This window comes from Arthrobacter sp. T572 (assembly GCF_056780115.1).
Genome location: NZ_JBRAZQ010000002.1, coordinates 837,732 through 859,893 on the forward strand (window position 1 = coordinate 837,732; position 22,162 = coordinate 859,893).

Sequence of the window (22,162 nt, forward strand, 5' to 3'; positions counted from 1 at the left end):
CGGAAGGAAAACCACATGACCAGCACAGCAACCGCTCTCCACCTGGACGCAGTCCAGACCCAGGCCCTTCACGCCCTGTATCGACGGCTCCATGCGCATCCGGAACTTTCCATGCAGGAACATGCCACGGCAGCTCTGATCGAAGAGCAACTGGACCGGCTCGGCATCGACCACTTCCGCTGCGGCGGCACAGGCGTGGTGGGCATCCTGCGCAACGGCGAGGGGCCGGTGGTCGCTTTCCGGGCAGACACGGACGGGCTGCCCATCCAAGAAGCCACGGGTCTGGACTACGCCAGCACGGACACCGGTGTGCTGGACGGAGCTGCCGTTCCGGTGATGCACGGCTGCGGCCACGACACCCACGTAGCGAGCCTGTTGGGTGCAGCGGAAGTCCTGGCCGGAAACCCGGACGCCTGGTCCGGGACGTTGGTGCTGATCTTCCAACCTGGCGAAGAGACCGCAGCAGGTGCCCTGGCCATGCTGGAGGACGGGCTGTGGGACAAGGCGCCGCGCCCGGAGGTGGTGTTCGGGCAGCACGTCATGCCCCGGCCTGTGGGGACCATCTCCATCTCCAGCGGCCCGGTAGCTGCCATGGCTGATTCGCTGCGCGTGACGGTGCACGGCCAACAGTCCCACGGATCCCAGCCGCAGGATTCCATCGATCCGATCGTCATGGCCGCACACATGGTCACCCGGCTTCAGACGATCGTGTCCCGGGAAGTGGATCCGCGGAAGTCCGCCGTCGTCACCGTGGGCACCTTCCACGCGGGCCTCAAGGAGAACATCATCCCTGCGGCAGCCGAGTTCACACTCAACATCCGCACCTTCGACCAAGACGTGCGCGGGCAGGTCCTGTCCGCAGTCCGCCGGATCATCGAGGCAGAGGCAACCGCCTCGGGCGCGCCCTCGCCGGACATCGAGGAGCTGTACCGCTTCCCTCAGTGCTACAACGATCCCGACGCCGTCCCTGCGGTTCTCGACGCACTGCGCCTCGAGCTCGGGGACGGCTCGGTCGAGGTGACGCCGCCCATGATGGGCAGCGAGGACTTCGGGCACCTGGGGACAGCCATCGGCGTGCCGTCCGTGTTCTGGATGTTCGGCGGTACACCCGCCTCGGCCTTCGATGGCCCGGGACCGGTCCCCGTCAACCATTCGCCGTTCTTTGCCCCGGAGCTGGAAGGCTCCCTGGCCGGCGGAGTCTCTGCCGCCGTCGCTGTCCTCCTGTCCCGCCTGGGCAACTGAACATCAAGGATTCCCGTGACTGCACCAACCGAAACCCTGGAAACTGCACCCGTCCGGCAGGCGACGGGCGGCCCGCTTGCCGGCCGGCTCGTCGTGGACCTGAGCCGTGCGCTCGCAGGACCCCACGCGGCCATGATGATGGGCGACCTCGGCGCCCGGGTCATCAAGATCGAAAATCCCGGCACAGGTGACGACACCCGGGGCTGGGGGCCACCCTTTGTCGGCCCCGGGGACGACCCGCAGGCAACCTACTTCCTGTCCTGCAACCGCAACAAGGAGTCCCTTGCCCTTGACCTCAAGAGTGATGACGGACGGACCATCCTGCGGAAGCTCCTGGAGCGCGCCGACGTGGTGGTGGAAAACTTCCGGCCAGGTGTCCTTGACCGGCTCGGATTCGGCACGGAAGCCATGCACGCCATCAATCCGGGACTGGTGATCCTGTCCATCACAGGGTTTGGCCATGACGGCCCTGAATCCCATCGCAGCGGTTACGACCAAATCCTCCAGGGCGAAGCCGGGCTCATGTCGCTCACGGGTTCCGGTCCCGACGATCCGCAACGCGTTGGCGTGCCGATAGCCGACCTCCTGTCCGGAATGTACGGAGCCTACGGGGTGGTCGCCGCCCTGCTGGAACGCGAACGGACGGGCCAGGGACAAGTGGTGCGGACATCGCTGCTGGCATCGCTCGTGGGGGTGCACGCGTTTCAGGGAACCAAGGTCACCGTCGCTGGAGAAGCGCCGGAAGCCCAGGGCAACCACCACCCGTCCATCGCCCCCTACGGGCTCTTCCGTTGCCGGAACGGGAGTGTCCAGATCAGCGTGGGCAGCGAGAAGCTGTGGAGCGCCTTCACCGCGGCCTTCGGGCTGGATCCAGCCGCCGATGGCCTGGCCACCAACGCCGACCGGGTGCGGAACCGTACGCAGGTCATTGAGCTCGTGGAATCGGCTTTCGCTGGACACGACGCCGAACCGCTCCTCGTCAAACTCGCTTCTGCCGGGATTCCGGCGGGGAAGGTCCGCTCCCTGAAGGAAGTCTACGAATGGCCGCAGGTAGCATCCCAGGGCCTGCTGGCGGAGGTTGACCATCCGGTGCTGGGCCCCGTGACCTTGCCCGGATCGCCGTTGCGCTTCTTTGACAACGTGGTTGGGGCCGAGTCCACCCGCCGCACCCATACCGCGCCGCCGCTGCTCAACCAGCACAATGACGGCATCCGGGAATGGCTCGCTGCGGGGGAGGAGCACTGAATGACCGCCACCGCTACCGCCCGCCGCCTCGGGGCCCGGGAACTGCTTGATGTCATGCTCGACGCCGGGACATACGTGTCGTGGGACCGTCCCGTTCGGGGGGCGGCCGGATTTGACTCCGCGGCGGGGTACGCTGCCGACCTTGCAGCCGCTGCGCAGAAGTCCGGCAGCGACGAATCGGTCCTCACCGGCGAAGGCCTCATCCGGAACCATCGCGTTGCCGTGGTGGTTTCCGATTTCGCTTTCCTGGCCGGCTCCATCGGGCGCGATGCGGCACAAAGGCTGGTGGCCGCCGTCGAACGCGCAACGGAGCGTGGCCTGCCGCTGGTGGCCATGCCGGCGTCCGGCGGTACCCGCATGCAGGAGGGAACCACCGCCTTCCTTGCGATGGTGGAGATTGTCGCGGCGGTCCAGGCCCACCGGTCAGCGGGCCTGCCGTATCTGGTGTACCTGCGGCACCCAACCACTGGCGGGGTCATGGCCTCCTGGGGGTCCCTGGGCCACGTGACCGCAGCCGAACCAGGTGCCCTGCTGGGCTTCCTCGGTCCCCGGGTCTATGAGGCGCTGCACGGTGAGGTGTTCCCCGCAGGCGTTCAGACCGCGGAAAATCTGTTCGATCATGGGCTGGTGGATGCCGTGGTTCCCCCGGAGGAACTTGGGAGCTACTTTGGCCGGGTGCTGGAGGTGCTGTGCACTCCTGCCTCCGGAGCGGATACGACCGCGGGTTTGGAAGCCACTGCCACACCCCTGTGCGTTGAGGACCGCCCAGCCTGGGATTCCGTTGTGGCCTCACGGGATCCGCTCCGGCCGTCCACCGCCGAGTTGCTGCGCGAAGCTGCCCACGGTGTGGTGCTGTTGCGGGGCGCAGGGGATGGGGCCAAGGAGAACGGCATGGAGATTGCCCTGGCCCGGTTCGGCGGCAGCTCCTGCGTGGTGGTCGGGCATGGACGCCACGGGGTGTCCGGGAAGGCCATGGGCCCTGCCTCCCTCCGTGACGCCCGGCGGGGCATGCGGCTGGCCCGGGAACTCGGGCTTCCGCTGGTCACCGTCATCGACACTCCAGGCGCCACGCTGTCCAAGGAAGCCGAGGAGGGCGGGCTCGCCGCAGAAATCGCCCGGTCCCTCCACGACCTGATCAGCCTCGCAACACCCACCCTGTCCGTCCTCCTTGGGCAGGGAACAGGAGGAGGGGCCCTCGCGCTCCTGCCTGCAGACCGGACCATTGCGGCCCGGAATGCCTGGCTGGCTCCGCTGCCTCCCGAAGGGGCGTCCGCCATCGTTCACCGGACCACATCCCACGCCCCGGCGCTCGCCGAAAGCCAGGGCATCACGTCTGGTGCGCTGGCCGCCGCGGGCGTGGTGGATGTGGTGGTTTCCGAAGTGCCGGATGCCGCGCAGGAACCCGTTTCCTTCTGCCGCCGCGTGGGTGAGGCGATCGCCGTCGAACTTCACGGGCTCCGTGCCGGGACGCCCGGACTACAGGCCCGCCGGGCAAAGTACCGCGCCCTGGTCTGCTGACGTCTTCCGGGCTGTAATGCGTTATCAGGCGCTCGTCACGTCCTGGACTTCACCGACCAGCTCTTCGATGATGTCCTCAAGGAACAGCATGCCGGTGGTGGCACCTTCGGAGTTGAAAACGCGGGCCACGTGCGAACCGGTGCGGCGCATGGAAGCCAGTGCGTCCTCAAGTTCACTGCCCACGTACACCGACGCAAGGCGACGGATCCGTTTCTCGGGTACCGGCCGGTTGAACTTCTCCGGTGTCGTCAGGTCCATGACGTCCTTCAAATGGAGATATCCCGATGGCTCGCCGTCAGCATCGGTGAGGATGTAGCGGGAGTAGCCGTGCTCCGCCACCGTCCTCTGGATGTCTGCCGGTGTAGACGTGGCGGGAAGGAGCACCATCTTGGCGATCGGCACCTCGACGTCACCTACGGTCTTGGCCGTGAACTCGAATGCCGCGGTCAACGTTCCACTGGTGTCATTCAACGTACCTACGCGCGTGGACTGCTCAACGATGTTGGCCACTTCGTCCAGCGTGTAGGCGCTGGTGGCCTCGTCCTTCGGTTCCACCCGGAAGAGGCGGAGCACCGAGTTGGCGATCCCGTTCAGGGTCCAGATCACGGGCTTGAAGATCCTGGCCACGAGGACCAGCGGGGGAGCGAGGATCAGGGCTGCCCGGGTCGGCACGGAGAAGGAAATGTTCTTCGGGACCATTTCTCCCACGACCACGTGCAGGAACGTCACCAGCAGCAAGGCCACCACGAATGCGATGATGCCAATGGCCTCCGCCGGAAGTGACGTCAGCCCAAGCGGGATCTCCAACAGGTGATGGATGGCAGGTTCGGAGACGTTAAGGATCACCAGTGAACACACGGTAATGCCCAGCTGGCTGGTTGCCAGCATGAGGGTGGCGTGTTCCATGGCCCACAGGGTCGTCTTTGCGGCCTTGCTGCCGGCCTCGGCCTTGGGCTCGATCTGTGAACGACGGGCCGAGATCACAGCGAACTCGGCGCCAACAAAGAAGCCGTTGACCACCAGCAGGATCACCAGCCAGATGATGCCGGGAAGGTACTCACTCATGGCCGAGCTCCTCGGAGATCTTGTCAACGATCTGGTCGTGTCTGCTGGTTTCTACCGCGTCGGGATCCGGCGTGAAACGGATTCGTCCCAACTGGGCGCCCGCTACGCGTTCCACGCGAAGGACGCCTCCGGAGATGGCAACTTCGTCGCCGAGCTCCGGCACGCGGTCCAACTGGTCGGACATGAAACCGGCGACGGTGTCGTACTCATCGCCTTCCGGAACCACAATGCCCGTCCGGTCGAGCAGTTCATCGGGCCTCAACGAGGCATCAAAGGTAATGGATCGGCCAACACGGACCACACCGGCGCGGGCACGGTCGTGTTCGTCTTCGAGTTCGCCCACGATTTCTTCCACCAGGTCTTCGAGGGTGACAATTCCCGCGGTTCCGCCGTGCTCGTCCGAGACGATGGCCACCTGCAGGCCCTGCTTGCGCAGCAGAACCAGCAAAGCGTCCACGTCCTTTGACTCAGGTACATACAGCGGTTCGGTCATCAGGTCCGTGGCGGTCACTGCTTCACGCCGGTCCAACGGAACGGCGAAGGCCTGCTTCACGTGCAGGACACCCAGCACCTCGTCCCGGTCCCTGCCAATCACCGGGAACCTCGAGAACCCAGTGGCTGATGCGAGGGCTACGATCTCCGCCGCCGTGTCATCAGCGTCCACGGCAACCATCCGGACACGCGGTGTCATGACGTCACCGGCAGTGTGCTCAGAGAAACGGAGGGTCCTGTTCAGCAGTTCGGCGTGGTCCTGGTCCAGCAGGCCTTCAGTCGCAGAACGGCGTACCAGCGATGACAGTTCTTCTGCCGAGCGGGCGCCGGAAAGCTCTTCCTTCGGCTCAATGCCGAAGGAACGGATGATCTTGTTGGCAGTGTTGTTGAACAGCAGGATCGCAGGCTTGAACACCGCGGTGAACAGAGCCTGGAAGGGAACTACAACCTTGGCAGTTGCCAAAGGCAGTGCCAGCGCAAAGTTCTTGGGAACCAGCTCGCCGATCACCATGGAGAACACGGTTGCGACGAAGATGCCCACCACGGCACCGACCCCGGGAACCAAGGCTGCGGGAAGGCCCAGCGATTGCAAGGGTCCGCTGAGCATGCTGCTGATGGCTGGCTCGAAGGTGTATCCGGTGAGCAACGTGGTCAAAGTGATACCGAGCTGCGCGCCGGAGAGGTGCGTGGAGGTGATTTTCAGGGCCTTGATGGTTGGCCCCAGCCGCTTTTCGCCGCGGGCTTGGCGGGCCTCCAATTCAGCGCGGTCAAGATTGACCAGCGCGAACTCGGAAGCAACAAAGAATCCGGTGCCGACAGTGAGGACAAGGCCTGTGCCGAGCATGATCCACTCATACATTCGGGCGCCCCTCTCCCGTGGAAACCGGCAATCCGGTCAGTGAGCAGAGGGGCCTGGGCATATGTGAAGGAGGGTCATCCATAGTGTGGCCCAGTCTACCGGGTGACCGTCCGCCGTCGGATGCTTGTGCGCCTGAGGCTGAAACCGGAACCTGCCGGCAAGGCTGAACGTTGTGCGCCGGACTGCGGCGTCAAAGCGCGACGGCAGGAAAAGCAGAACCCCCGGAAATCCTTGATTTCCGGGGGTTCTTCACCGAGCTTCCTATCAGAATCGAACTGATGACCTTTTCATTACGAGTGAAACGCTCTACCGACTGAGCTAAGGAAGCACCGCGTCCATCTACCGGTTTCCCGGGCGATCACGCAAGACATAACTGTAATGGAGGCACTGCGCCGCGGTCAAAACGACGGCGAAGGCGGCCGTTGCGGGGATGTTCACCCGGTTGTCGGGCCGGGTTCAGGCCGGCTTCTCCCTGCCGCCGCAAGCTGTGGGGAATCAAACCGTCGCCGGGTAGCCGGCACACACTCAAAGGGGCCGCGCAATGACCGGGGAAGCATCGATCAGGGACACCATTACAGGGCCGAACCGGTTGAGGCTGGCAGTCGTGGACATGGTAGGCACCACCATCACCGACGACGGCCGAACGGAACGGGCCATGTCACGCGCGCTCGTGGAACATGGCATCGAGCCCGGAAGCACCCGTTTTGAAAGCATGCTCGGCTATGCCCGGGACACCATGGGGTTCTCCAAACTGACGGTATTCGGCCATCTTTTTGAGGACCCAGTAACAGCTGCCAGCGCCAACAAGGTCTTCGAGGCGGCCTACGACGAGATGATCGATGATGGTGGCGTCCGGCCCATTCCTGGCGCCGAAGAAGCGATCGTGTGGATGCGCGAATCCGGGATGCAGGTCTGCCTGGCCACTGGTTTCGGCCGCCACACGCAGAACATGGTGCTTGAGTCTCTGGGGTGGATGGGCCTGGCCGACCTTAGCCTTTGCCCTGCTGACGCCGGCCGGGGGAGGCCGTACCCGGACATGATCCTTACCGCTGTCCTGGCCCTGGACCTCGACGATGTCCGCGAAGTTGCAGTGGTGGGCGATACGAGTTCGGACATGCTGTCCGGCGTCCGTTCCGGGGCCTCACTGATGGCCGGTGTCCTCACTGGTTCCCACTCGGAGGCGACGCTCCGCGCTGCAGGCGCCACCGCCGTCGTGGATTCCATCAAGCAGCTCCCGCTCCTGCTGGAGAAGCACGAGGCCCGGCACTTCTGAGTTGCCGCTAAGCGGCTAGCACTGCAGCCCGTCCTGCGGCAGCTTGCCGTCAACAAAGTAATCGTCGACGGCGGTGCTGACGCAGGTGTTGGAGCGCCCGTAGGCTGTGTGCCCCTCACCCTCCCAGGTCGACCAGGGCGGCGTTGTCCAGCTGCTTCCGGAGCGACTGCGACCATTCGAGGGGGGTCGCTGGGTCGCCCGTGGTGCCGATGACCACGATCGGTTCCGAACCCGTGTACTCCACGGGTGCGGGCGTCCGCTTGGGCTGGTACGGCCAATCCTGGCAATTGATGCCGCCGTAGGCGAAGTAGGAGCCAAACGTGGGCGACTCCTGCTTCAGCCGGGCTTCTTCGGCCCGCATCGCTGCTGTGTCCGACACCATCGGGTAGTCCAGGCAGTTGATGGCGTTGAATGCGAAGGCCGAGTTGGAGGTGTACTTGCCGGACTGGTCGCGGTCGGCTCCGAGGTCGGCGATGCGCAGCATCTGGGAGACGTCACCGGAGAAGGCACTCTCCAGCGCCTGGGTGAGGGCAGGCCAGCTCTGGTCGTCGTAGAGCGGCAAGTACATGCCGTTGACGAACTCCGACCCTGTGACCAGGCGGCCGTCCTTGGCCGTTTGAGGATTCTGCTCCACGGCGTTGATCAGTTCCCGGATTTCCTGGATGCCGTTGTCCACGGAACCGCTGAGCGGGCACTGGTTCTGGCTTTGGCAGCTGGCGACGTAGGCGCGCAGTGCCTTCTCGAAGGCCCGTGCCTGCCCGGCAGTGAGTTCCTCGTTGCTGATGGAGGGATCCACGGCACCGTCCAGCACCAGCCGGCCTACGTTGTCCGGGAAGAGGGTCGCGTAGGTCGATCCCAGGAACGTGCCGTAGGAGTAGCCCAGGTAATTGAGTTTGGCGTCGTTGACCACGGCCCGCAGAATGTCCAGGTCCTTGGCTGCGCTCACGGTGTCGATTTCGCCCAGCACCGGGCCGGTCTTTTCCGCACATTTATCCGCCACGGACTTGTTGAAGGCCAGGGCATCGGCCAGGCCGGCGTCCGTTTCCTTGCGGAAAACCATCTCGCGGGCGGCGTCCCTTTCCGCGTCGGTCAGGCACGTGACGGGGGACGAGCGCTTGACGCCCCGTGGGTCGAAGCCCACTACGTCGAAGTTGGTGCGCAGTTTCTGCGTGAAGTGGGTGTTGCCGGCGTCCTTGACGAAATCAACGCCGGACCCGCCCGGTCCGCCGGGATTGACCAGTACGGACCCCTTCTTGGTCCCTGTGCTGGTCATCTTGATGGCGGCGAGCTCGATGTCCGCGGAGTCGGGGTCGTCGTAGTCCATGGGTACCTGGATGGTGGCGCATTGCATGCCGCCTTCGCAGGAGCTCCATTCCACGGTCTGGGAGTAGTACTTCTCCAGGCCTTCAGGCGCCGATGCCGCGATGGACGGGTCCACCGTGCTGGTGGTGGGTTTGGCTGTGGGCTGCGGAAGGAACGGCAACGAGCAGGCACTCAGGACCAGCATGGAAGCGCTGGCAAGGCACAGCGCCGCGAACCCCCGCCGTGTGCCCCTTCTGCCGGCGGCGTCGGAGCCCGCGAGCTGCTGGTCGGACCGGTCCCTTGACGGGGCACCGGCAGGCCGGCGGGGTGCGGACATCATGCGTTCTCCTATTGCTGGATCAGGCTGGTTGCCATGGACTCGACCGCCAGGAGCGGCGCCACGTTGCTGGTAGTGATTCGGACACGGGCTGTGTTGATGGCATCCATCCGCGCCAGGGTGGTTTCCGGCGTGGAACGACCGGCGAACTCTTCGAGCTCACTCTTGAGCTCAACGTTGACCAGTTCCACGGCGTTCCCCAGCTGGATGATCAGCACGTCCCTGTAGAACGACAACAGATCGGTCAGCGTCCTGTCCAGCGAGTCCGTGATGGAACGCTTGGCGCGGCGCTTTTGGTCGTCCTCAAGCTGTTTGACCTGGCTGCGCATTGACGGGGGAAGCGTCCCGGAATCGGGAGCCCCCAAACTGGCCAGCAGGGCTGCTTTCTCTGCGGCGTCGCGTTCCTCGTTGGAGCTGTTGGCCTCATCGGTGGCGATTTTCACCAGTTTCTCCGCCATCATGACGGCAGCGGTGACACCCCGGAGTCCCAACGGGATGCGCACAGTCTCCAGGCGTCGCTCCCTGGCATCGGCGTCCCGGGCAAGCCGGCGGGCGATCCCGATGTGGCTTTGGGCTGCCCTTGCTGCCCGGTCGGCCAGTTGGGGGTCCACGCCGTCGCGCCGCACCAGCAGGGCTGCGACGTCAGAGGCCGGCGGAAGGCGCAAACTGACGGGCCGGCACCGGGACCGGATGGTGACCAGCACATCCGCGGGGGAGGGGGCGCACAGCATCCAGATGGTCCGGGGCGTGGGTTCTTCGATGGCTTTGAGCAGCACGTTGGTGGTGCGCTCGGCCATACGGTCCGCATCTTCGACGACGATGATCCTCCAACGGCCCGTGGAGGGCCGGTCACCGGCTTTGGACACGAGTTCGCGGGCTTCGTCGATGGTGATGGTGACCTTTTCCGTCCGCACGAAGGTCACGTCGGAGTGGGTTTCACCAAGGATGGTGTGGCAGGCTGCGCACTCACCGCAGCCGCGCAGGGTGACGTCGTCCTGTTCGCAGTTCAACGCAGCCGCGAATGCTTTGGCAGCGTTGGAGCGGCCGGACCCGGGCGGACCCGTGAACAGCCACGCATGCGTCAGCCCGGTTTCCCCTTGCGCCGCCTGCTGGAGCTGCGCCACCACGGGAGCCTGGCCCTGGAGGTCGTCCCAAACAGTCACCGGCGATCGCCCACGGGTTGGTTCAGCAGCGACTCCACCCGCTCCAGGATCCGGGTGGCCAGGGCGTCGATCCCTTGGTTGGCCGGCAGCACCAGGTAGCGTGCCGGTTCCTGGTCTGCGAGGTCGAGGAACGCTTTGCGGATGGCAAGGTGGAAATCGTCAGGCTCCGATTCCAACCGGTCTTCGGTGGCGTCGCCCGCCGTGCGGCGCTGGCGGCCGTGTGAAGGTTCGACGTCGAGCAGCACCGTGAGGTCAGGACGCAGGCCTTCGGTGGCCCACTGGTTAAGGGAAAGAACTTCAGCGGCCCCCAGGCCCCGTCCCGCGCCCTGGTACGCCACGGACGAGTCGATGTAACGGTCGGTGATGACAATAGTTCCGGCAGCCAGCGAGGGCCGGATGACCTGGCTGGCGTGGGCTGCACGGGCAGCTGCGAACATGAGGGCTTCGGTGCGTGCGTCGATGGTTCCGTGGCCATGGTCCAGGACAAGGGATCGCAGCTTTTCGCCGATAGGCGTGCCGCCGGGTTCCCGGGTCCGCAGCACGGAAAGCCCGCGTGCCTCCAGGGCGTCGAAGAGCCGGGCGGCCTGGGTGGACTTGCCTGCTCCGTCCCCGCCTTCAAAAGCGATGAAAAGACCTGGGCTCTGAATACTCACCTGACTAGCCTACCGATCACGTGCCCACGTCATCTCTTTCTTCCACAACCCGCAGCGCGGCTACGCTGAAACCATGAGCCTCCCGGACCAGCATGCTGCGGATCTGTCCCCTGAAACCGTTGTGGTGGCTGCAGGCCGCCCCGAGCGCGCACATGATGAACCGGTCAATCCGCCGATCGTCCTGTCCTCCACATACTTCGGAACGGGACCCCTCGGCGACGGCGACCGCGGCTACGGACGATACGCGAACCCCACGTGGGATCCGTTCGAGGACGCCCTGGCCAAGCTCGAAGGTGCCACGCTCCCTGGGTTGCTCTATGCCTCGGGCCTGGCCGCGGTCAGTTCGGCCCTGTCCCTGGTGCCTGCCGGTGGTGTCGTGGTCATGCCGTCGCACAGTTACGCGGGTTCGCTGGTGATGGCCACCGAGCTGGCGGATAAGGGCTTCCTGGAGCTCCGCACTGTGGACATCACGGACACGGAAGCGGTGAAGGCGCTCATTTCCCCGGACGGCGGCAAGCCCGCGGACATGCTGTGGCTGGAGAGCCCCACGAACCCCATGCTCGGGATCGCCGACGTCCGCGCACTCACCGACGCCGCACACGCCGTGGGCGCAGTCGTGGTGACGGACAATACGTTCTCCACGCCGTTGGTGCAGCAGCCCCTGAACCTGGGCTCCGACGTCGTTCTTCACTCGGTGACCAAGTACCTGGCCGGACATTCAGACGTCGTCCTCGGCGCCCTGGTTACCTCCAATCCGGACCTGCGGGCCAGCCTGCTTCATCACCGGATCATCCACGGTGGTATTGCGGGACCGTTCGAATCGTGGCTGGCGCTGCGTGGGCTGCGGACCTTGGCGCTGAGGATTGAGCGGTCGCAGGCTTCTGCCGCTGTCCTTGCCGAGCGCCTGGGCACCCATCCGCGCGTGGAAGCCATCCGTTACCCGGGCCTGGCATCGGACCCCGGCCACGAGCGCGCGAAGGTCCAGATGAAGGGCTTCGGCTCCATCCTCTGCATCCAGATTGCGGGGGACGACGCCCGCACTGGCGCCGAAGCGGCCGATCAACTGGTGGCCGCGTTGCGGCTGTGGCTGCCCGCAACGTCCCTGGGCGGCGTGGAGTCCCTGATTGAACGCCGACGGCGGCACACGGCCGAGCCGCTCAGCGTTCCGGAGAATCTGGTCCGCCTGAGCGTCGGCATCGAGAATGTCGAGGACCTTTGGTCGGACCTGGAGCAAGCGCTCAAGCAGTTGGACGGTTAGGCTAAAGGGCGTGGACGGAAAATTCTTGATCGCGATTGTCACCAACGCGGTCTACTTCATCCTTGGCTTGGTGGCCCTCGCGCTGGAGATCTGGGCCTTCGCTGACTGCCTGCGGCACAGGCCTTCGCTTTTCGTCGCCGCGTCCAAGCGCACCAAGACGTTCTGGCTGGCCCTCACCGGCATCGCTTTCGCGATCGGTGCCTTGACGGTCCTGACCGGCGGCAGCGGTCTTGGGTTGTTCGGCATCGCCGCAGTCACGGCAGCGTGTGTCTACCTGGCTGACGTCCGCCCCGCACTCCGGGAGGCCGGCAGTGGCGGCAACCGCAACGTGGGTCCCTACGGCCCCTGGTAAACCGCGTTTCGGGCCGGTGGCCCTGGTAAACCGCGTTTCCGGCCGCTGGACCGTCAACCCGCGGCCTGGCCCGGTGCCACCGCGTCCCAGGCCACTGTCACTTCACCCAAACGCCACCGCGACGGCCCGTTCTGAAGCGGCCATCCGGCGTCGCGCAGTGAACGGCACATGGCCGTCCACCGCTGCCGGTTGCCGAAAGACGCCAGTGGCGCCGCCTCCAGCCAGGCCTTGTCCATGGCCTGAAGGAAAGTGTGGATGGGCTCACCGGGAACGTTGCGATGGATCAACGCCTTGGGAAGCCGCTCCGCTACATCGGAGGGAACATCGAAACTTCCGAAGCGGACGGACAAGCTGAGGCTCAGCGGCCGTTCGTGGTCCAAGGCTACCCAGGTGACGCGGCGTCCGATCTCGTCGCAGGTGCCGTCGATGAACAGCCCGCCCGGTGCCAACCGGGACTGGACCAGTTGCCAGATCGCGGCGACGTCCGTCTCCTCATACTGGCGCAGCACGTTGAAAGCCCTGACCAGTACGGGTTGCCCGGCAATCGGAATCTCGAATCCGCCCACGTGGAAGCTCAAGCCAGGACGCTCCAGGGCTTTGGCATTGCGGACCCGTTCCGGCTCGATCTCGATGCCGCACACGCGCACGTCGGGGCGCACCGCCTGGAGCCGTTCAAAGAGTTCGACCGCAGTGGCCGGCGACGCGCCGTAGCCAAGGTCCACTACCAAGGGCTCGACGGCGGTGCGGAGCCGCCACGCCTGCGGACCTGCAAGCCACCTGTCCAGACGTCGCATGCGGTTGGGATTCGTGGTGCCGCGGGTGATGTTGCCGACCGGTTTGCCGCTTCGACTGCGGGCCGGGCTTACCCGTTCAGCTTTCTGTACCACGGCCCCAACCTTATCCTGCAGCGGTTACGGGTGCGGCGTGTGTACGCTCAGCGGGGCCGGCGCACCCTTTGCCGCCTTCCGCCCCCGCGATTACGGGTGCGCTTAGCGGGAACGGGTGCGGTGTGTGTGCACACGGGGTGCGCTCAGCGGGAACGGGCGCGGCCCGCGTAACCGCCCCGGCCGAGTACGTCGGCAAACGTAACGCCCGGCAGGGAATCGGACCCCTCGGCTAGGATGAAAACCATGACTTACAAGCTGATTCTGCTGCGCCATGGCCACAGCGAATGGAACGCAAAGAACCTGTTCACCGGCTGGGTGGACGTTGACCTGAACGACCAAGGCCGCAAGGAAGCAGTACGCGGCGGTGAGCTCCTGGTGGAGAACAACATCCTCCCGGATGTCCTCTACACCTCGCTCCTCAAGCGGGCCATCAACACGGCCAACATCGCCTTGGACAAGGCCGACCGCGGCTGGATCCCGGTCAAGCGCGACTGGCGCCTCAACGAACGCCACTACGGGGCGCTCCAGGGCAAGGACAAGGCCCAGACGCTCGCCGAATTCGGCGAAGAGCAGTTCATGGAATGGCGCCGCAGCTACGACACCCCGCCGCCGCCCCTGTCCGACGACAGCGAGTTCTCCCAGGCCAACGACGTCCGCTACAAGGACCTCGGCGACGCCCTGCCCCGCACCGAATGCCTCAAGGACGTCCTGGTCCGCCTGCTCCCGTACTGGGAATCGGACATCAAGGAAGACCTCAAGGCCGGCAAGACCGTCCTGGTCACCGCCCACGGCAACTCGCTGCGGGCACTGGTGAAGCACCTTGACGGCATCAGCGACGACGCCATCGCTTCGCTGAACATTCCCACGGGCATCCCGCTGGTTTATGAACTGGACGAGGACTTCAAGCCCGTCACCGCCGGTGGAACCTACCTGGACCCCGACGCCGCGGCCGAAGCCATCCTCGCCGTCGCCAATCAGGGCAAAAAGTAGCACCAACGACGGCGGCCGGGTCACCTTACGTGACCCGGCCGCCGTCGTATTTAACTTGCTTGGGTTAGAAACCCTCGGGCTGCCATTCGCCGGTCACCAGGTAGGTGACCTTGCGCGCTACGGAGACGCCGTGGTCGGCGAAACGCTCGAAGTAGCGGCTGGCAAGGGCTACGTCCACGGTGGTGGAGGCGGATTCGTTCCACTCCGGGGCGGCAATGGCCTTGAAGACGCTGAGGTGGAGGTCGTCCACGGCGATGTTGATTTTCAGGATGTCCCGCGCGACCTCAAGGTTGCGGGTCTCCAGGAGCTCGATCACCTTGGCTGTGATGTCGATGTCGTGCTGGGCCATGGCCTTGAAGGTCTGGGTCAGCGACGTTGGAATGACGGTGGCGGGGTAGCGGAGGCGGGCCAGCTGCGCCACGTGGCGGGCCAGGTCACCCATGCGCTCCAGCGAAGCGCTCATCCGGAGCGAACCGACGATCATGCGGAGGTCGCTGGCTACCGGACCCTGGAGCGCCAGGATATCGATGGCGCGCTCGTCCAGGCTGTTCTGGAGGAAATCGATGCGGGCGTCGGCAGCGATGACGTCCTGGGCAAGATCGACATCGGCGCCCTCGAAGGCAGTGGTGGCCTTCGTGATGGCTTCGTGGACGAGCTTGGAGATCTCGATGAGGTCGTCACCTACCTGGGTGAGCTCCTCTTGAAAAACCTTGCGCACTAAGGCGTCCTTTCTTTGGAAATCCGGTTCCCGCGGCGGGCGGTGGATTTCAGACCATTGGCAATCCAACCAGTAACTTTGACAGCCAACCGTGAACGGTTGCGCATCTTTAGATGAACGTTAGTTGAACCGCCCGCGTTTGGCATGGAATCCATGCTTTGTCCTGTTTCCAGAGCATAAGCTGGACAGGTGGATCCATTGCTCATAGGTGTCGTGGCAGGCCTGGTTGGCCTGTCCCTTGGCGTCTTTGGCATGCTCGCGTTCCGCATCAGTGAACGGCAGCGCCGGATCGTTGACCTGGATGTCACCGAACCGCTGCTTCCCGAGGGCGCGGCCGAAGTCCTGTCCGTGGTAGGCAGGGCGTTCGTGGTGGTGGATGCCATTGACGGCGTCGTGCGGGCCAGCCCTGCCGCCTATGCGTATGGCCTGGTGCGTGGCCACACCGTTGTCCACAAACAGCTTCTGGACATGACAGCTAAGGTCCGCCGCGATGGCGTGATCCTGGAAGAACAGTATGAGCTGCCTCGCGGACCCTTGGGCAAGGGCGCCATTGTGGTCCAGGTCAGGGCGGCGATGCTCGGCCAGGAATACATCGTGCTGCTGGCAGACGACCGCACGGAGATTACCCGTACCGAGGAAATCCGTAACGACTTCGTCGCCAACGTCTCCCATGAACTCAAGACGCCTGTGGGGGCGATTTCCCTGCTGGCCGAGGCGCTGGAGGCATCTCCCGACGACGAGGACGCCGTCCGGAGATTCGCCAAGCGCATGCACAAGGAGTCCGGCCGCCTTGCTGCGCTGGTGCAGGACATCATCGAACTTTCCCGGTTGCAGGGCGCCAACGTGGCACAGCAGGGCCTGCCCGTGGACATCAACGGAGTCATCACGGAGGCCGTGGACCGCTCCCAGCTTCCGGCCGAAAGCAAGAACATCCAGATCGTGGTGGGAGGACACTCGGAGGCCATGGTGTTCGGGGACCGGGATCTCCTGGTCACCGCCTTGCGCAACCTGATCGACAACGCCATCCGGTACTCGCCGGACAATACCCGCGTAGGGGTGGGTGTCCGCAGCAAAGAGGGCGTGGTGGCTATCTCGGTCACCGACCAGGGCGAGGGCCTCACTCCCGAAGACCAGGAACGCGTCTTTGAGCGCTTCTACAGGGTGGATGCTGCCCGGTCCAGGCACACCGGCGGAACCGGGCTGGGCCTGAGCATCGTCAAGCACGTGGTCTCCAACCATGGCGGCGAGGTGACCGTCTGGTCGCAGCCGGGCCAGGGATCTACGTTCACCCTCCGCTTGCCGGAGATGGAGGGGCAGGATGACGACGGCGGGACGCCGGCTTCGGCCCACACCGCACCGACCGCCTCAGAACTTTCGGCGGCCCCGGCCGCCAATGAACCCCATGCGATTCACACCAAGGGCGCACCGGGCGCCCAAGAACAAGGAGCCAGCGCTTGAGCCGGATTTTGATAGTGGAGGACGAAGAGTCCTTCAGCGACCCCCTGTCCTACCTCCTGGGCAAAGAGGGTTTTGACGTCGAGGTAGTGGACAACGGCAGCGACGCACTGGTGGAGTTTGACCGCAACGGGGCCGACCTCGTGCTGCTGGACCTCCAGTTGCCGGGAACCCCGGGCACTGAGGTGTGCCGCCAGTTGCGCCAGCGTTCCAGTGTGCCGGTGATCATGCTGACGGCCAAGGATTCCGAAATCGACAAGGTGGTAGGCCTGGAGCTCGGCGCCGACGACTACGTCACCAAGCCGTACTCGTCCCGCGAACTGGTTGCCCGGGTGCGGGCAGTCCTGCGCCGGCAGGGTGAGCCGGAGGAACTGATCACCTCGACCGTGCAGGCCGGTCCCGTGCGGATGGACATCGAGCGCCATGTGGTCAGCGTTAACGGTGAACAGGTGTCCCTGCCCCTGAAGGAGTTCGAGCTGCTGGAAATGCTGCTGCGCAACTCTGGCCGGGTCCTGACCAAGGGCCAGCTGATCGACCGGGTTTGGGGCTCCGATTACGTGGGCGACACCAAGACTTTGGACGTTCATGTCAAGCGGCTGCGCAGCAAGGTGGAGCCCGATCCCTCGGCCCCCCGTTACCTGGTGACCGTGCGCGGCCTGGGCTACAAGTTCGAGCCGTAGGCGTCCCAAGCTACAACAAAAGGAAGGGTTCCGCCGCGGCGGAACCCTTCCTTTTGTTGGTGTGCCTGGTGGGGCCGGTCCTTAGTGGCCGGCTGCCGCGGACTCCGTGGAGGTTGCGGTGGAGGACGGCGTGGCCGTCGGGCTCGGGGTGGTAGGCAGGTATTCCTGGTATTCGGGAAGCGTGCCGTCAACAACGGGGACGTTGACCGTGGCGGAATCCGATCCGCTGCGGATGGTCACCGGGGTGAGACCGCCGGGGATGGTGCCTGCCGTGCTGAGGATCGCGGCGTCGGCGCCGGTGTTCAGGTAGGTCTCGGAGTTGGCCTTGACCGGGATCTCGGTCTGTGCGCCGTTCGCGCCGTTGATGGTCAGCGTGGCGTCGGAGCTGCCGTTGTTGAACACGGCGCCGATGACGCGGCCGGGCTCGTTCTCTCCCGAAGCGACGATCAGGATGTTGCGCAGCTGCAGCTGGCCGAGATCTGCCTTGATCCCGTCCGAAGCCGAGTACTGGTGGTTGGTCTGCTGGGCGTTGACGAAGCCACAGCCGGTAACGGACAGAAGGCCGACGCCGATTGCAGCCGCCGCAATCGCCAGCTTGCCGCGCTGGACAGTGTTCATCGCAGAATTGCGCACGACACCTACTCCTCAAGAGTCATTGGAAAACTTTTCAGCCATAGCCTATCGGCAAAGAGGCCGAAACAAGGATTCGGGAAGCCTTTGTGGCGGACGCAACGAGGGAGGACCAGCCTGTCAGGTGGTTGCTCCAAGCATCTTTCAGGGTTTTCGTCAAGGGGTGGTTTGTGACCCCATGAGGCCTGTTTCCCTTTATTTACGCGGCAGGAGTGGCCCCTCGATGCCAGTCGTATGCCTTAATCGTGATAGACTAGTCTGCGGGAAAGGGGAAAGTCCACATGGTTTTTGAGGTCGGCGAGACAGTAGTTTACCCTCACCACGGTGCAGCAAAAATTGAGGAAATCAAGATGCGCATCATCAAGGGCGAAGAGAAGATGTATCTCAAGCTCAAGGTGGCTCAGGGTGATCTGACCATTGAAGTTCCAGCAGAGAACGTTGACCTTGTTGGGGTCAGGGACGTAGTGGGCAAGGAAGGCCTGGAGCACGTATTTGACGTACTCCGCGCCGAGTTCACTGAAGAACCCACCAACTGGTCACGTCGTTACAAGGCAAATCTGGAGAAGCTTGCTTCGGGCGATGTCATCAAGGTGGCGGAGGTCGTCCGCGATCTTTGGCGCCGTGATCACGATCGCGGCCTTTCCGCAGGCGAGAAGCGCATGCTGGCCAAGGCACGGCAGATTCTGATTTCGGAACTTGCCCTGGCTGAAAAGACAGATGAAGAGAAGGCAGCGAGCGTTCTCGACGAAGTCTTGGCTTCCTAAGAATTGATCCCCGGCGGTGCGAAAGCGCCGCCGGGTTTCTTTTTGCCACAAAGTACGCTTGTCAGCATGAGTAACCCTACGCAGCGTTCCGTCACGGCTGTGGTCATTGTCGCCGCCGGTTCCGGTGAACGCCTCGGCTATGGCAAGCCCAAGGCCTTGGTCCCTTTGGGTGGCGAAGCCATCCTGATGCACGCCCTGCGCGGAGTGGTCGCGGCGGATGTCGCCCGCCAGATCTGCATCGCCGTGCCTATGGGCGATACGGAACTGCGCGAGCTCATAGCCGATTTCACCGTCGAGTTGGTGGACGGCGGACCTGAGGTGACGGTGGTCGACGGCGGACGCACCCGTGCGGATTCCGTCCGGGCCGCACTGGCTGCCCTGGAGGACGGAACGGAGGCCGTGCTGGTCCATGATGCTGCACGTGCGCTCACTCCGGAGCGCGTGTTCCAGCGCGTCTCCGAAGCCCTCGCTTCCGGTGCGAAAGCCGTCATTCCAGCCATGCCCGTAGTGGACACCATCAAAACCGTGAAGGCCACCGACGATTCCGACACCCGGATCGCCCCTGAAGTCGTCACGGGAACTGCGCCCAGGGAAGAGCTCCGGGCTGTCCAGACTCCACAGGGTTTTGATGTGGCTACCCTGCGCCGCGCCCATGACGCCGCCGGCATGTTCGACGACAAGCAGTCCGCGGCGGTCACCGACGACGCCATGCTGGTGGAACTCCAGGGGGTGCCGGTCCATGTTGTGCGCGGTGCCAGCCAGTCCCTGAAGATCACCACGCCGCTTGACCTGATCATTGCCGAAGGGCTGCTCGAAGGTCCCCTGGGCATCAGGTGGGTGGAAGGCTGATGGCTGGAGCCGGAATGATTCTTCCGCGGACCGGCATCGGGGTGGATGTGCACGCTTTCGCGCCGGCGGACGACCCTTGTCCGCTGTGGTTGGGCGGCCTGTTGTGGGAAGGCGAACAGGGACTTTCCGGACACTCCGACGGCGACTGCGTGGCCCATGCGGCGGCCGACGCCCTCTTTTCAGCGTGCGGAATCGGTGATCTTGGCACGCACTTCGGAACGGACCGCCCTGAGTACGCAGGCGCCTCCGGTGTGACGCTTCTTCGGGCAGCGGCAAGGATCGTCCGTGACGCCGGTTTTGAGATCGGCAACGTTGCCGTGCAGTTCGTGGCCAACAGGCCCAAGTTCGGACCCCGGCGGGAGGAATCGCAGCGGGTGCTGTCCGAAGCCGCGGGAGCGCAGGTCAGCGTCACGGCAACCACCAGCGACGGACTGGGATTCACCGGACGTGGCGAAGGAATTTCCGCTGTGGCGACGGCTTTGGTCTATCCGGTTCCTTCCCGTGAAGGCGCGCCGGATGCGTAAGCCGGGTGCCGGCGTCGTCCTTGCCGCAGCGGTGGCCGCCGCGCTCCTGCTGGGCGGTTGCTCAAGCCAGCAGAGGATGGACGTCGAGGCCAGTTGCGCGTTCCTGGACCAGGACGACTTCAAGCCCGACGGCAACCAGCAGCAGCAGTCCAAGCAACTCGCGGCGCACTACCACGGGATCGCCGGCAATCTGGCCCCGGAAATCGGGGACCCCATCAAGGAGATGGCAGCCATCATGGACGAGGCGGCGGCGTCGTCCCTGGGTGCGGCCACCAAGGACCAGCAGCAAAGACTCACCGTGCAGTTCAACAAAGTGGGGGAGTACTGCAAGTAGGCAGTCCATGCCGCGTCATCGGCTAATCTGGAGCGGTGACCCTGCGCTTTTATGACACCGCCTCCGCTGAAGTCCGCGACTTCGTTCCCCTCGAACAAGGGAAAGCGAGCGTGTACTACTGCGGGGCCACCGTGCAGGGCATGCCGCACGTGGGGCACGTCCGTTCCGCCATCGCTTTCGACCAGCTCACCCGGTGGCTCGAATTCCGTGGGCTGAAGGTCACGGTGGTCCGCAATGTCACGGATATCGACGACAAAATCCTGGCCAAGTCGGAGCAGTCCTTCGGGCCGGACTGGGCCTCGGAGCCGAACGCCCGGCAGGACGAAGAGTGGTGGGCCTTGGCCTACCGTTACGAGCAGGAATTCCAGAAAGCCTACGGGTCCCTTGGGGTCCAGCGGCCAACCTACGAACCCCGCGCCACAGGACACATCCCCGAGATGCACGGCCTGATCCAGCGACTCATTGACCGGGGCCACGCCTACCCCGCCCCCGATGGTTCCGGGGATGTCTACTTCGACGTCCGCTCGTGGAGCAAGTACGGCTCGCTGACGCGCCAAAACATTGACGACATGCAGGGTGCCACGGACGTCGAAGCCCAATTCATCAGCAGGAAGCGCGATCCCCGGGACTTCGCGCTCTGGAAGGGCTACAAGGACGGGGAACCGGAAACCGCCAAGTGGGACTCGCCCTGGGGTGCCGGCAGGCCTGGATGGCACCTGGAGTGCTCCGCCATGGTCACCAAATACCTGGGCTCAAAATTCGACATCCACGGTGGGGGACTGGATCTCCGCTTCCCGCATCACGAAAATGAGATGGCCCAGTCCCAGGCAGCCGGCGACGACTTCGCCAACTTCTGGATGCACAACGGCATGGTCACGTACGAGGGCGAAAAGATGTCCAAATCCGTAGGCAACACCGTCAGCCCAGCCGAGATGCTGGAACTGGCGTCGCCGCGGGTGGTCCGGTATTACCTCGGCCAGGCACACTACCGCTCAGTGCTCGATTACCGGCCCACGTCCCTGCAGGAGGCTGCCGCCGCCGTTGCCCGCATCGATGGCTTCATCGCCAAGGCCGCGGCCAAAGTGAAGCACGATATGGGGGGTCCCGCGGCATACGCAGTGGCCCCGCAGGCGAACATGCCGGCTGCATTTGCCGCGGCCATGGACGATGACCTCAACGTCCCCCAGGCCCTCGGTGTGTTGCACGAAACGGTCCGGGCGGGCAACACCGCCCTGGCTTCCGGCGACCTTGAGGCAGCCAAGCAGGCGTTGTACAGCGTGAACGCCATGACCAGCGTCCTGGGCCTCGACTCCGTGAGGCAGCCCGAAGCAGTCCAGGGTCGCGAGCATGCCGCGCTGGAAGTCCTGGTGGAGTCCCAGCTCGAGGCCCGCGCTGCTGCCAGGGCGGCCAAGGACTGGGCCGCATCCGACGCCATCCGGGATACCCTGGCGGCTGCGGGGGTCGTGGTGGAGGACGGTGCAGAGGGCGCCACGTGGAGCCTGAAACGCGACTGATTCCTGCGTGAATCCCCGGCCCGCCAGCCGAATTGCATGGGGTCAGTAGACTGGATTG

General features: G+C 64.7%; 21 protein-coding genes, 1 tRNA gene and 1 pseudogene. 14 read left to right on the forward strand and 9 right to left on the reverse strand.

Annotation, left to right across the window (positions count from 1 at the left end):
* Positions 1 to 15 precede the first annotated feature (15 nt).
* Genes ACUYMZ_RS05115 through ACUYMZ_RS05125 form a run of 3 tightly spaced genes read left to right on the forward strand, consistent with a single transcriptional unit; the run spans position 16 to position 4,005 of the window.
* The gene (locus ACUYMZ_RS05115) at positions 16 to 1,242 is read left to right on the forward strand and encodes an amidohydrolase (RefSeq protein WP_481602318.1); all 1,227 of its coding nucleotides are present in this window, start codon (positions 16 to 18) and stop codon (positions 1,240 to 1,242) included.
* 15 nt (positions 1,243 to 1,257) lie between these two features.
* Positions 1,258 to 2,487 (forward strand): CaiB/BaiF CoA transferase family protein, encoded by a 1,230-nt coding sequence (locus ACUYMZ_RS05120; protein WP_481602319.1) that lies wholly within the window; start codon positions 1,258 to 1,260, stop codon positions 2,485 to 2,487.
* A complete protein-coding gene (locus ACUYMZ_RS05125; RefSeq protein ID WP_481602320.1) occupies positions 2,488 to 4,005 on the forward strand; it encodes a carboxyl transferase domain-containing protein in 1,518 nt (505 codons plus the stop codon).
* Between the two features lie 24 nt (positions 4,006 to 4,029).
* Here the strand turns inward: ACUYMZ_RS05125 and ACUYMZ_RS05130 are convergent, their stop codons facing one another.
* The 3 genes from ACUYMZ_RS05130 to ACUYMZ_RS05140 form a co-directional block, all read right to left on the reverse strand.
* A complete protein-coding gene (locus ACUYMZ_RS05130) occupies positions 4,030 to 5,070 on the reverse strand; it encodes a hemolysin family protein (RefSeq protein WP_481602321.1) in 1,041 nt (346 codons plus the stop codon).
* Positions 5,063 to 6,421, reverse strand: a complete 1,359-nt coding sequence (locus ACUYMZ_RS05135) for a hemolysin family protein (protein WP_481602322.1) — start codon at positions 6,419 to 6,421, stop codon at positions 5,063 to 5,065. Before ACUYMZ_RS05135 ends, ACUYMZ_RS05130 begins: the two co-directional genes overlap by 8 nt.
* A gap of 255 nt (positions 6,422 to 6,676) precedes the next feature.
* A tRNA-Thr gene (locus ACUYMZ_RS05140) sits at positions 6,677 to 6,749 on the reverse strand.
* 213 nt (positions 6,750 to 6,962) lie between these two features.
* Between ACUYMZ_RS05140 and ACUYMZ_RS05145 the strand changes: the two genes are divergently transcribed.
* Entirely contained in the window at positions 6,963 to 7,694 is a 732-nt protein-coding gene (locus ACUYMZ_RS05145) for an HAD family hydrolase (protein ID WP_481602323.1), read from the forward strand.
* A 15-nt stretch (positions 7,695 to 7,709) separates the two neighbouring features.
* Here the strand turns inward: ACUYMZ_RS05145 and ACUYMZ_RS05150 are convergent.
* From ACUYMZ_RS05150 to tmk, 3 genes and pseudogenes are all read right to left on the reverse strand, one after another.
* Positions 7,710 to 9,336, reverse strand: a pseudogene (locus tag ACUYMZ_RS05150) (alpha/beta hydrolase).
* Between the two features lie 8 nt (positions 9,337 to 9,344).
* The gene (locus ACUYMZ_RS05155; RefSeq protein ID WP_426006062.1) at positions 9,345 to 10,496 is read right to left on the reverse strand and encodes a DNA polymerase III subunit delta'; all 1,152 of its coding nucleotides are present in this window, start codon (positions 10,494 to 10,496) and stop codon (positions 9,345 to 9,347) included.
* The gene (tmk, locus tag ACUYMZ_RS05160; RefSeq protein WP_426006063.1) at positions 10,493 to 11,149 is read right to left on the reverse strand and encodes a dTMP kinase; all 657 of its coding nucleotides are present in this window, start codon (positions 11,147 to 11,149) and stop codon (positions 10,493 to 10,495) included. The genes ACUYMZ_RS05155 and tmk overlap by 4 nt, the downstream gene beginning before the upstream one ends.
* 73 nt (positions 11,150 to 11,222) lie before the next feature.
* Between tmk and ACUYMZ_RS05165 the strand changes: the two genes are divergently transcribed.
* Positions 11,223 to 12,407, forward strand: a complete 1,185-nt coding sequence (locus ACUYMZ_RS05165; RefSeq protein ID WP_481602324.1) for a trans-sulfuration enzyme family protein — start codon at positions 11,223 to 11,225, stop codon at positions 12,405 to 12,407.
* A gap of 10 nt (positions 12,408 to 12,417) precedes the next feature.
* Positions 12,418 to 12,759 (forward strand): DUF2516 family protein, encoded by a 342-nt coding sequence (locus tag ACUYMZ_RS05170; RefSeq protein WP_426006065.1) that lies wholly within the window; start codon positions 12,418 to 12,420, stop codon positions 12,757 to 12,759.
* Positions 12,760 to 12,812: 53 nt separating this feature from the next.
* Here ACUYMZ_RS05170 and ACUYMZ_RS05175 read toward each other — a convergent pair whose 3' ends face one another.
* Entirely contained in the window at positions 12,813 to 13,646 is an 834-nt protein-coding gene (locus ACUYMZ_RS05175) for a class I SAM-dependent methyltransferase (RefSeq protein WP_481602325.1), read from the reverse strand.
* Between the two features lie 243 nt (positions 13,647 to 13,889).
* Between ACUYMZ_RS05175 and ACUYMZ_RS05180 the strand changes: the two genes are divergently transcribed.
* Positions 13,890 to 14,636: a phosphoglyceromutase gene (locus ACUYMZ_RS05180; protein WP_426006067.1), complete on the forward strand. Its 747-nt coding sequence runs from the start codon at positions 13,890 to 13,892 to the stop codon at positions 14,634 to 14,636.
* A 64-nt stretch (positions 14,637 to 14,700) separates the two neighbouring features.
* Here the strand turns inward: ACUYMZ_RS05180 and phoU are convergent, their stop codons facing one another.
* A complete protein-coding gene (phoU, locus tag ACUYMZ_RS05185; RefSeq protein WP_481602326.1) occupies positions 14,701 to 15,354 on the reverse strand; it encodes a phosphate signaling complex protein PhoU in 654 nt (217 codons plus the stop codon).
* A 198-nt stretch (positions 15,355 to 15,552) separates the two neighbouring features.
* Between phoU and ACUYMZ_RS05190 the strand changes: the two genes are divergently transcribed.
* Both ACUYMZ_RS05190 and ACUYMZ_RS05195 read left to right on the forward strand, forming a co-directional pair.
* Positions 15,553 to 16,812: a sensor histidine kinase gene (locus ACUYMZ_RS05190; RefSeq protein WP_481605814.1), complete on the forward strand. Its 1,260-nt coding sequence runs from the start codon at positions 15,553 to 15,555 to the stop codon at positions 16,810 to 16,812.
* Positions 16,809 to 17,489 carry a winged helix-turn-helix domain-containing protein gene (locus ACUYMZ_RS05195; RefSeq protein WP_481602327.1) on the forward strand — a complete coding sequence of 227 codons (681 nt, stop codon included), beginning with the start codon at positions 16,809 to 16,811 and terminating at the stop codon, positions 17,487 to 17,489. The genes ACUYMZ_RS05190 and ACUYMZ_RS05195 overlap by 4 nt, the downstream gene beginning before the upstream one ends.
* Positions 17,490 to 17,570: 81 nt before the next feature.
* Here the strand turns inward: ACUYMZ_RS05195 and ACUYMZ_RS05200 are convergent, their stop codons facing one another.
* On the reverse strand, positions 17,571 to 18,107 hold the full coding sequence (locus tag ACUYMZ_RS05200) for a hypothetical protein (RefSeq protein ID WP_426007485.1): 537 nt from the start codon (positions 18,105 to 18,107) through the stop codon (positions 17,571 to 17,573).
* A gap of 293 nt (positions 18,108 to 18,400) precedes the next feature.
* On the opposite strand from ACUYMZ_RS05200, the gene ACUYMZ_RS05205 reads away from it, so the two are divergent.
* The 5 genes from ACUYMZ_RS05205 to cysS all read left to right on the forward strand — a co-directional run bounded on the left by ACUYMZ_RS05205 (position 18,401) and on the right by cysS (position 22,104).
* Positions 18,401 to 18,883, forward strand: a complete 483-nt coding sequence (locus tag ACUYMZ_RS05205; RefSeq protein WP_237429851.1) for a CarD family transcriptional regulator — start codon at positions 18,401 to 18,403, stop codon at positions 18,881 to 18,883.
* A 66-nt stretch (positions 18,884 to 18,949) separates the two neighbouring features.
* Positions 18,950 to 19,732, forward strand: a complete 783-nt coding sequence (gene ispD / locus ACUYMZ_RS05210; RefSeq protein WP_481602328.1) for a 2-C-methyl-D-erythritol 4-phosphate cytidylyltransferase — start codon at positions 18,950 to 18,952, stop codon at positions 19,730 to 19,732.
* A complete protein-coding gene (ispF, locus tag ACUYMZ_RS05215) occupies positions 19,732 to 20,256 on the forward strand; it encodes a 2-C-methyl-D-erythritol 2,4-cyclodiphosphate synthase (RefSeq protein WP_481602329.1) in 525 nt (174 codons plus the stop codon). Before ispD ends, ispF begins: the two co-directional genes overlap by 1 nt.
* Positions 20,249 to 20,590 carry a hypothetical protein gene (locus ACUYMZ_RS05220; RefSeq protein ID WP_481602330.1) on the forward strand — a complete coding sequence of 114 codons (342 nt, stop codon included), beginning with the start codon at positions 20,249 to 20,251 and terminating at the stop codon, positions 20,588 to 20,590. Before ispF ends, ACUYMZ_RS05220 begins: the two co-directional genes overlap by 8 nt.
* A gap of 35 nt (positions 20,591 to 20,625) precedes the next feature.
* The gene (gene cysS / locus ACUYMZ_RS05225) at positions 20,626 to 22,104 is read left to right on the forward strand and encodes a cysteine--tRNA ligase (protein WP_481602331.1); all 1,479 of its coding nucleotides are present in this window, start codon (positions 20,626 to 20,628) and stop codon (positions 22,102 to 22,104) included.
* Positions 22,105 to 22,162: the final 58 nt, after the last annotated feature.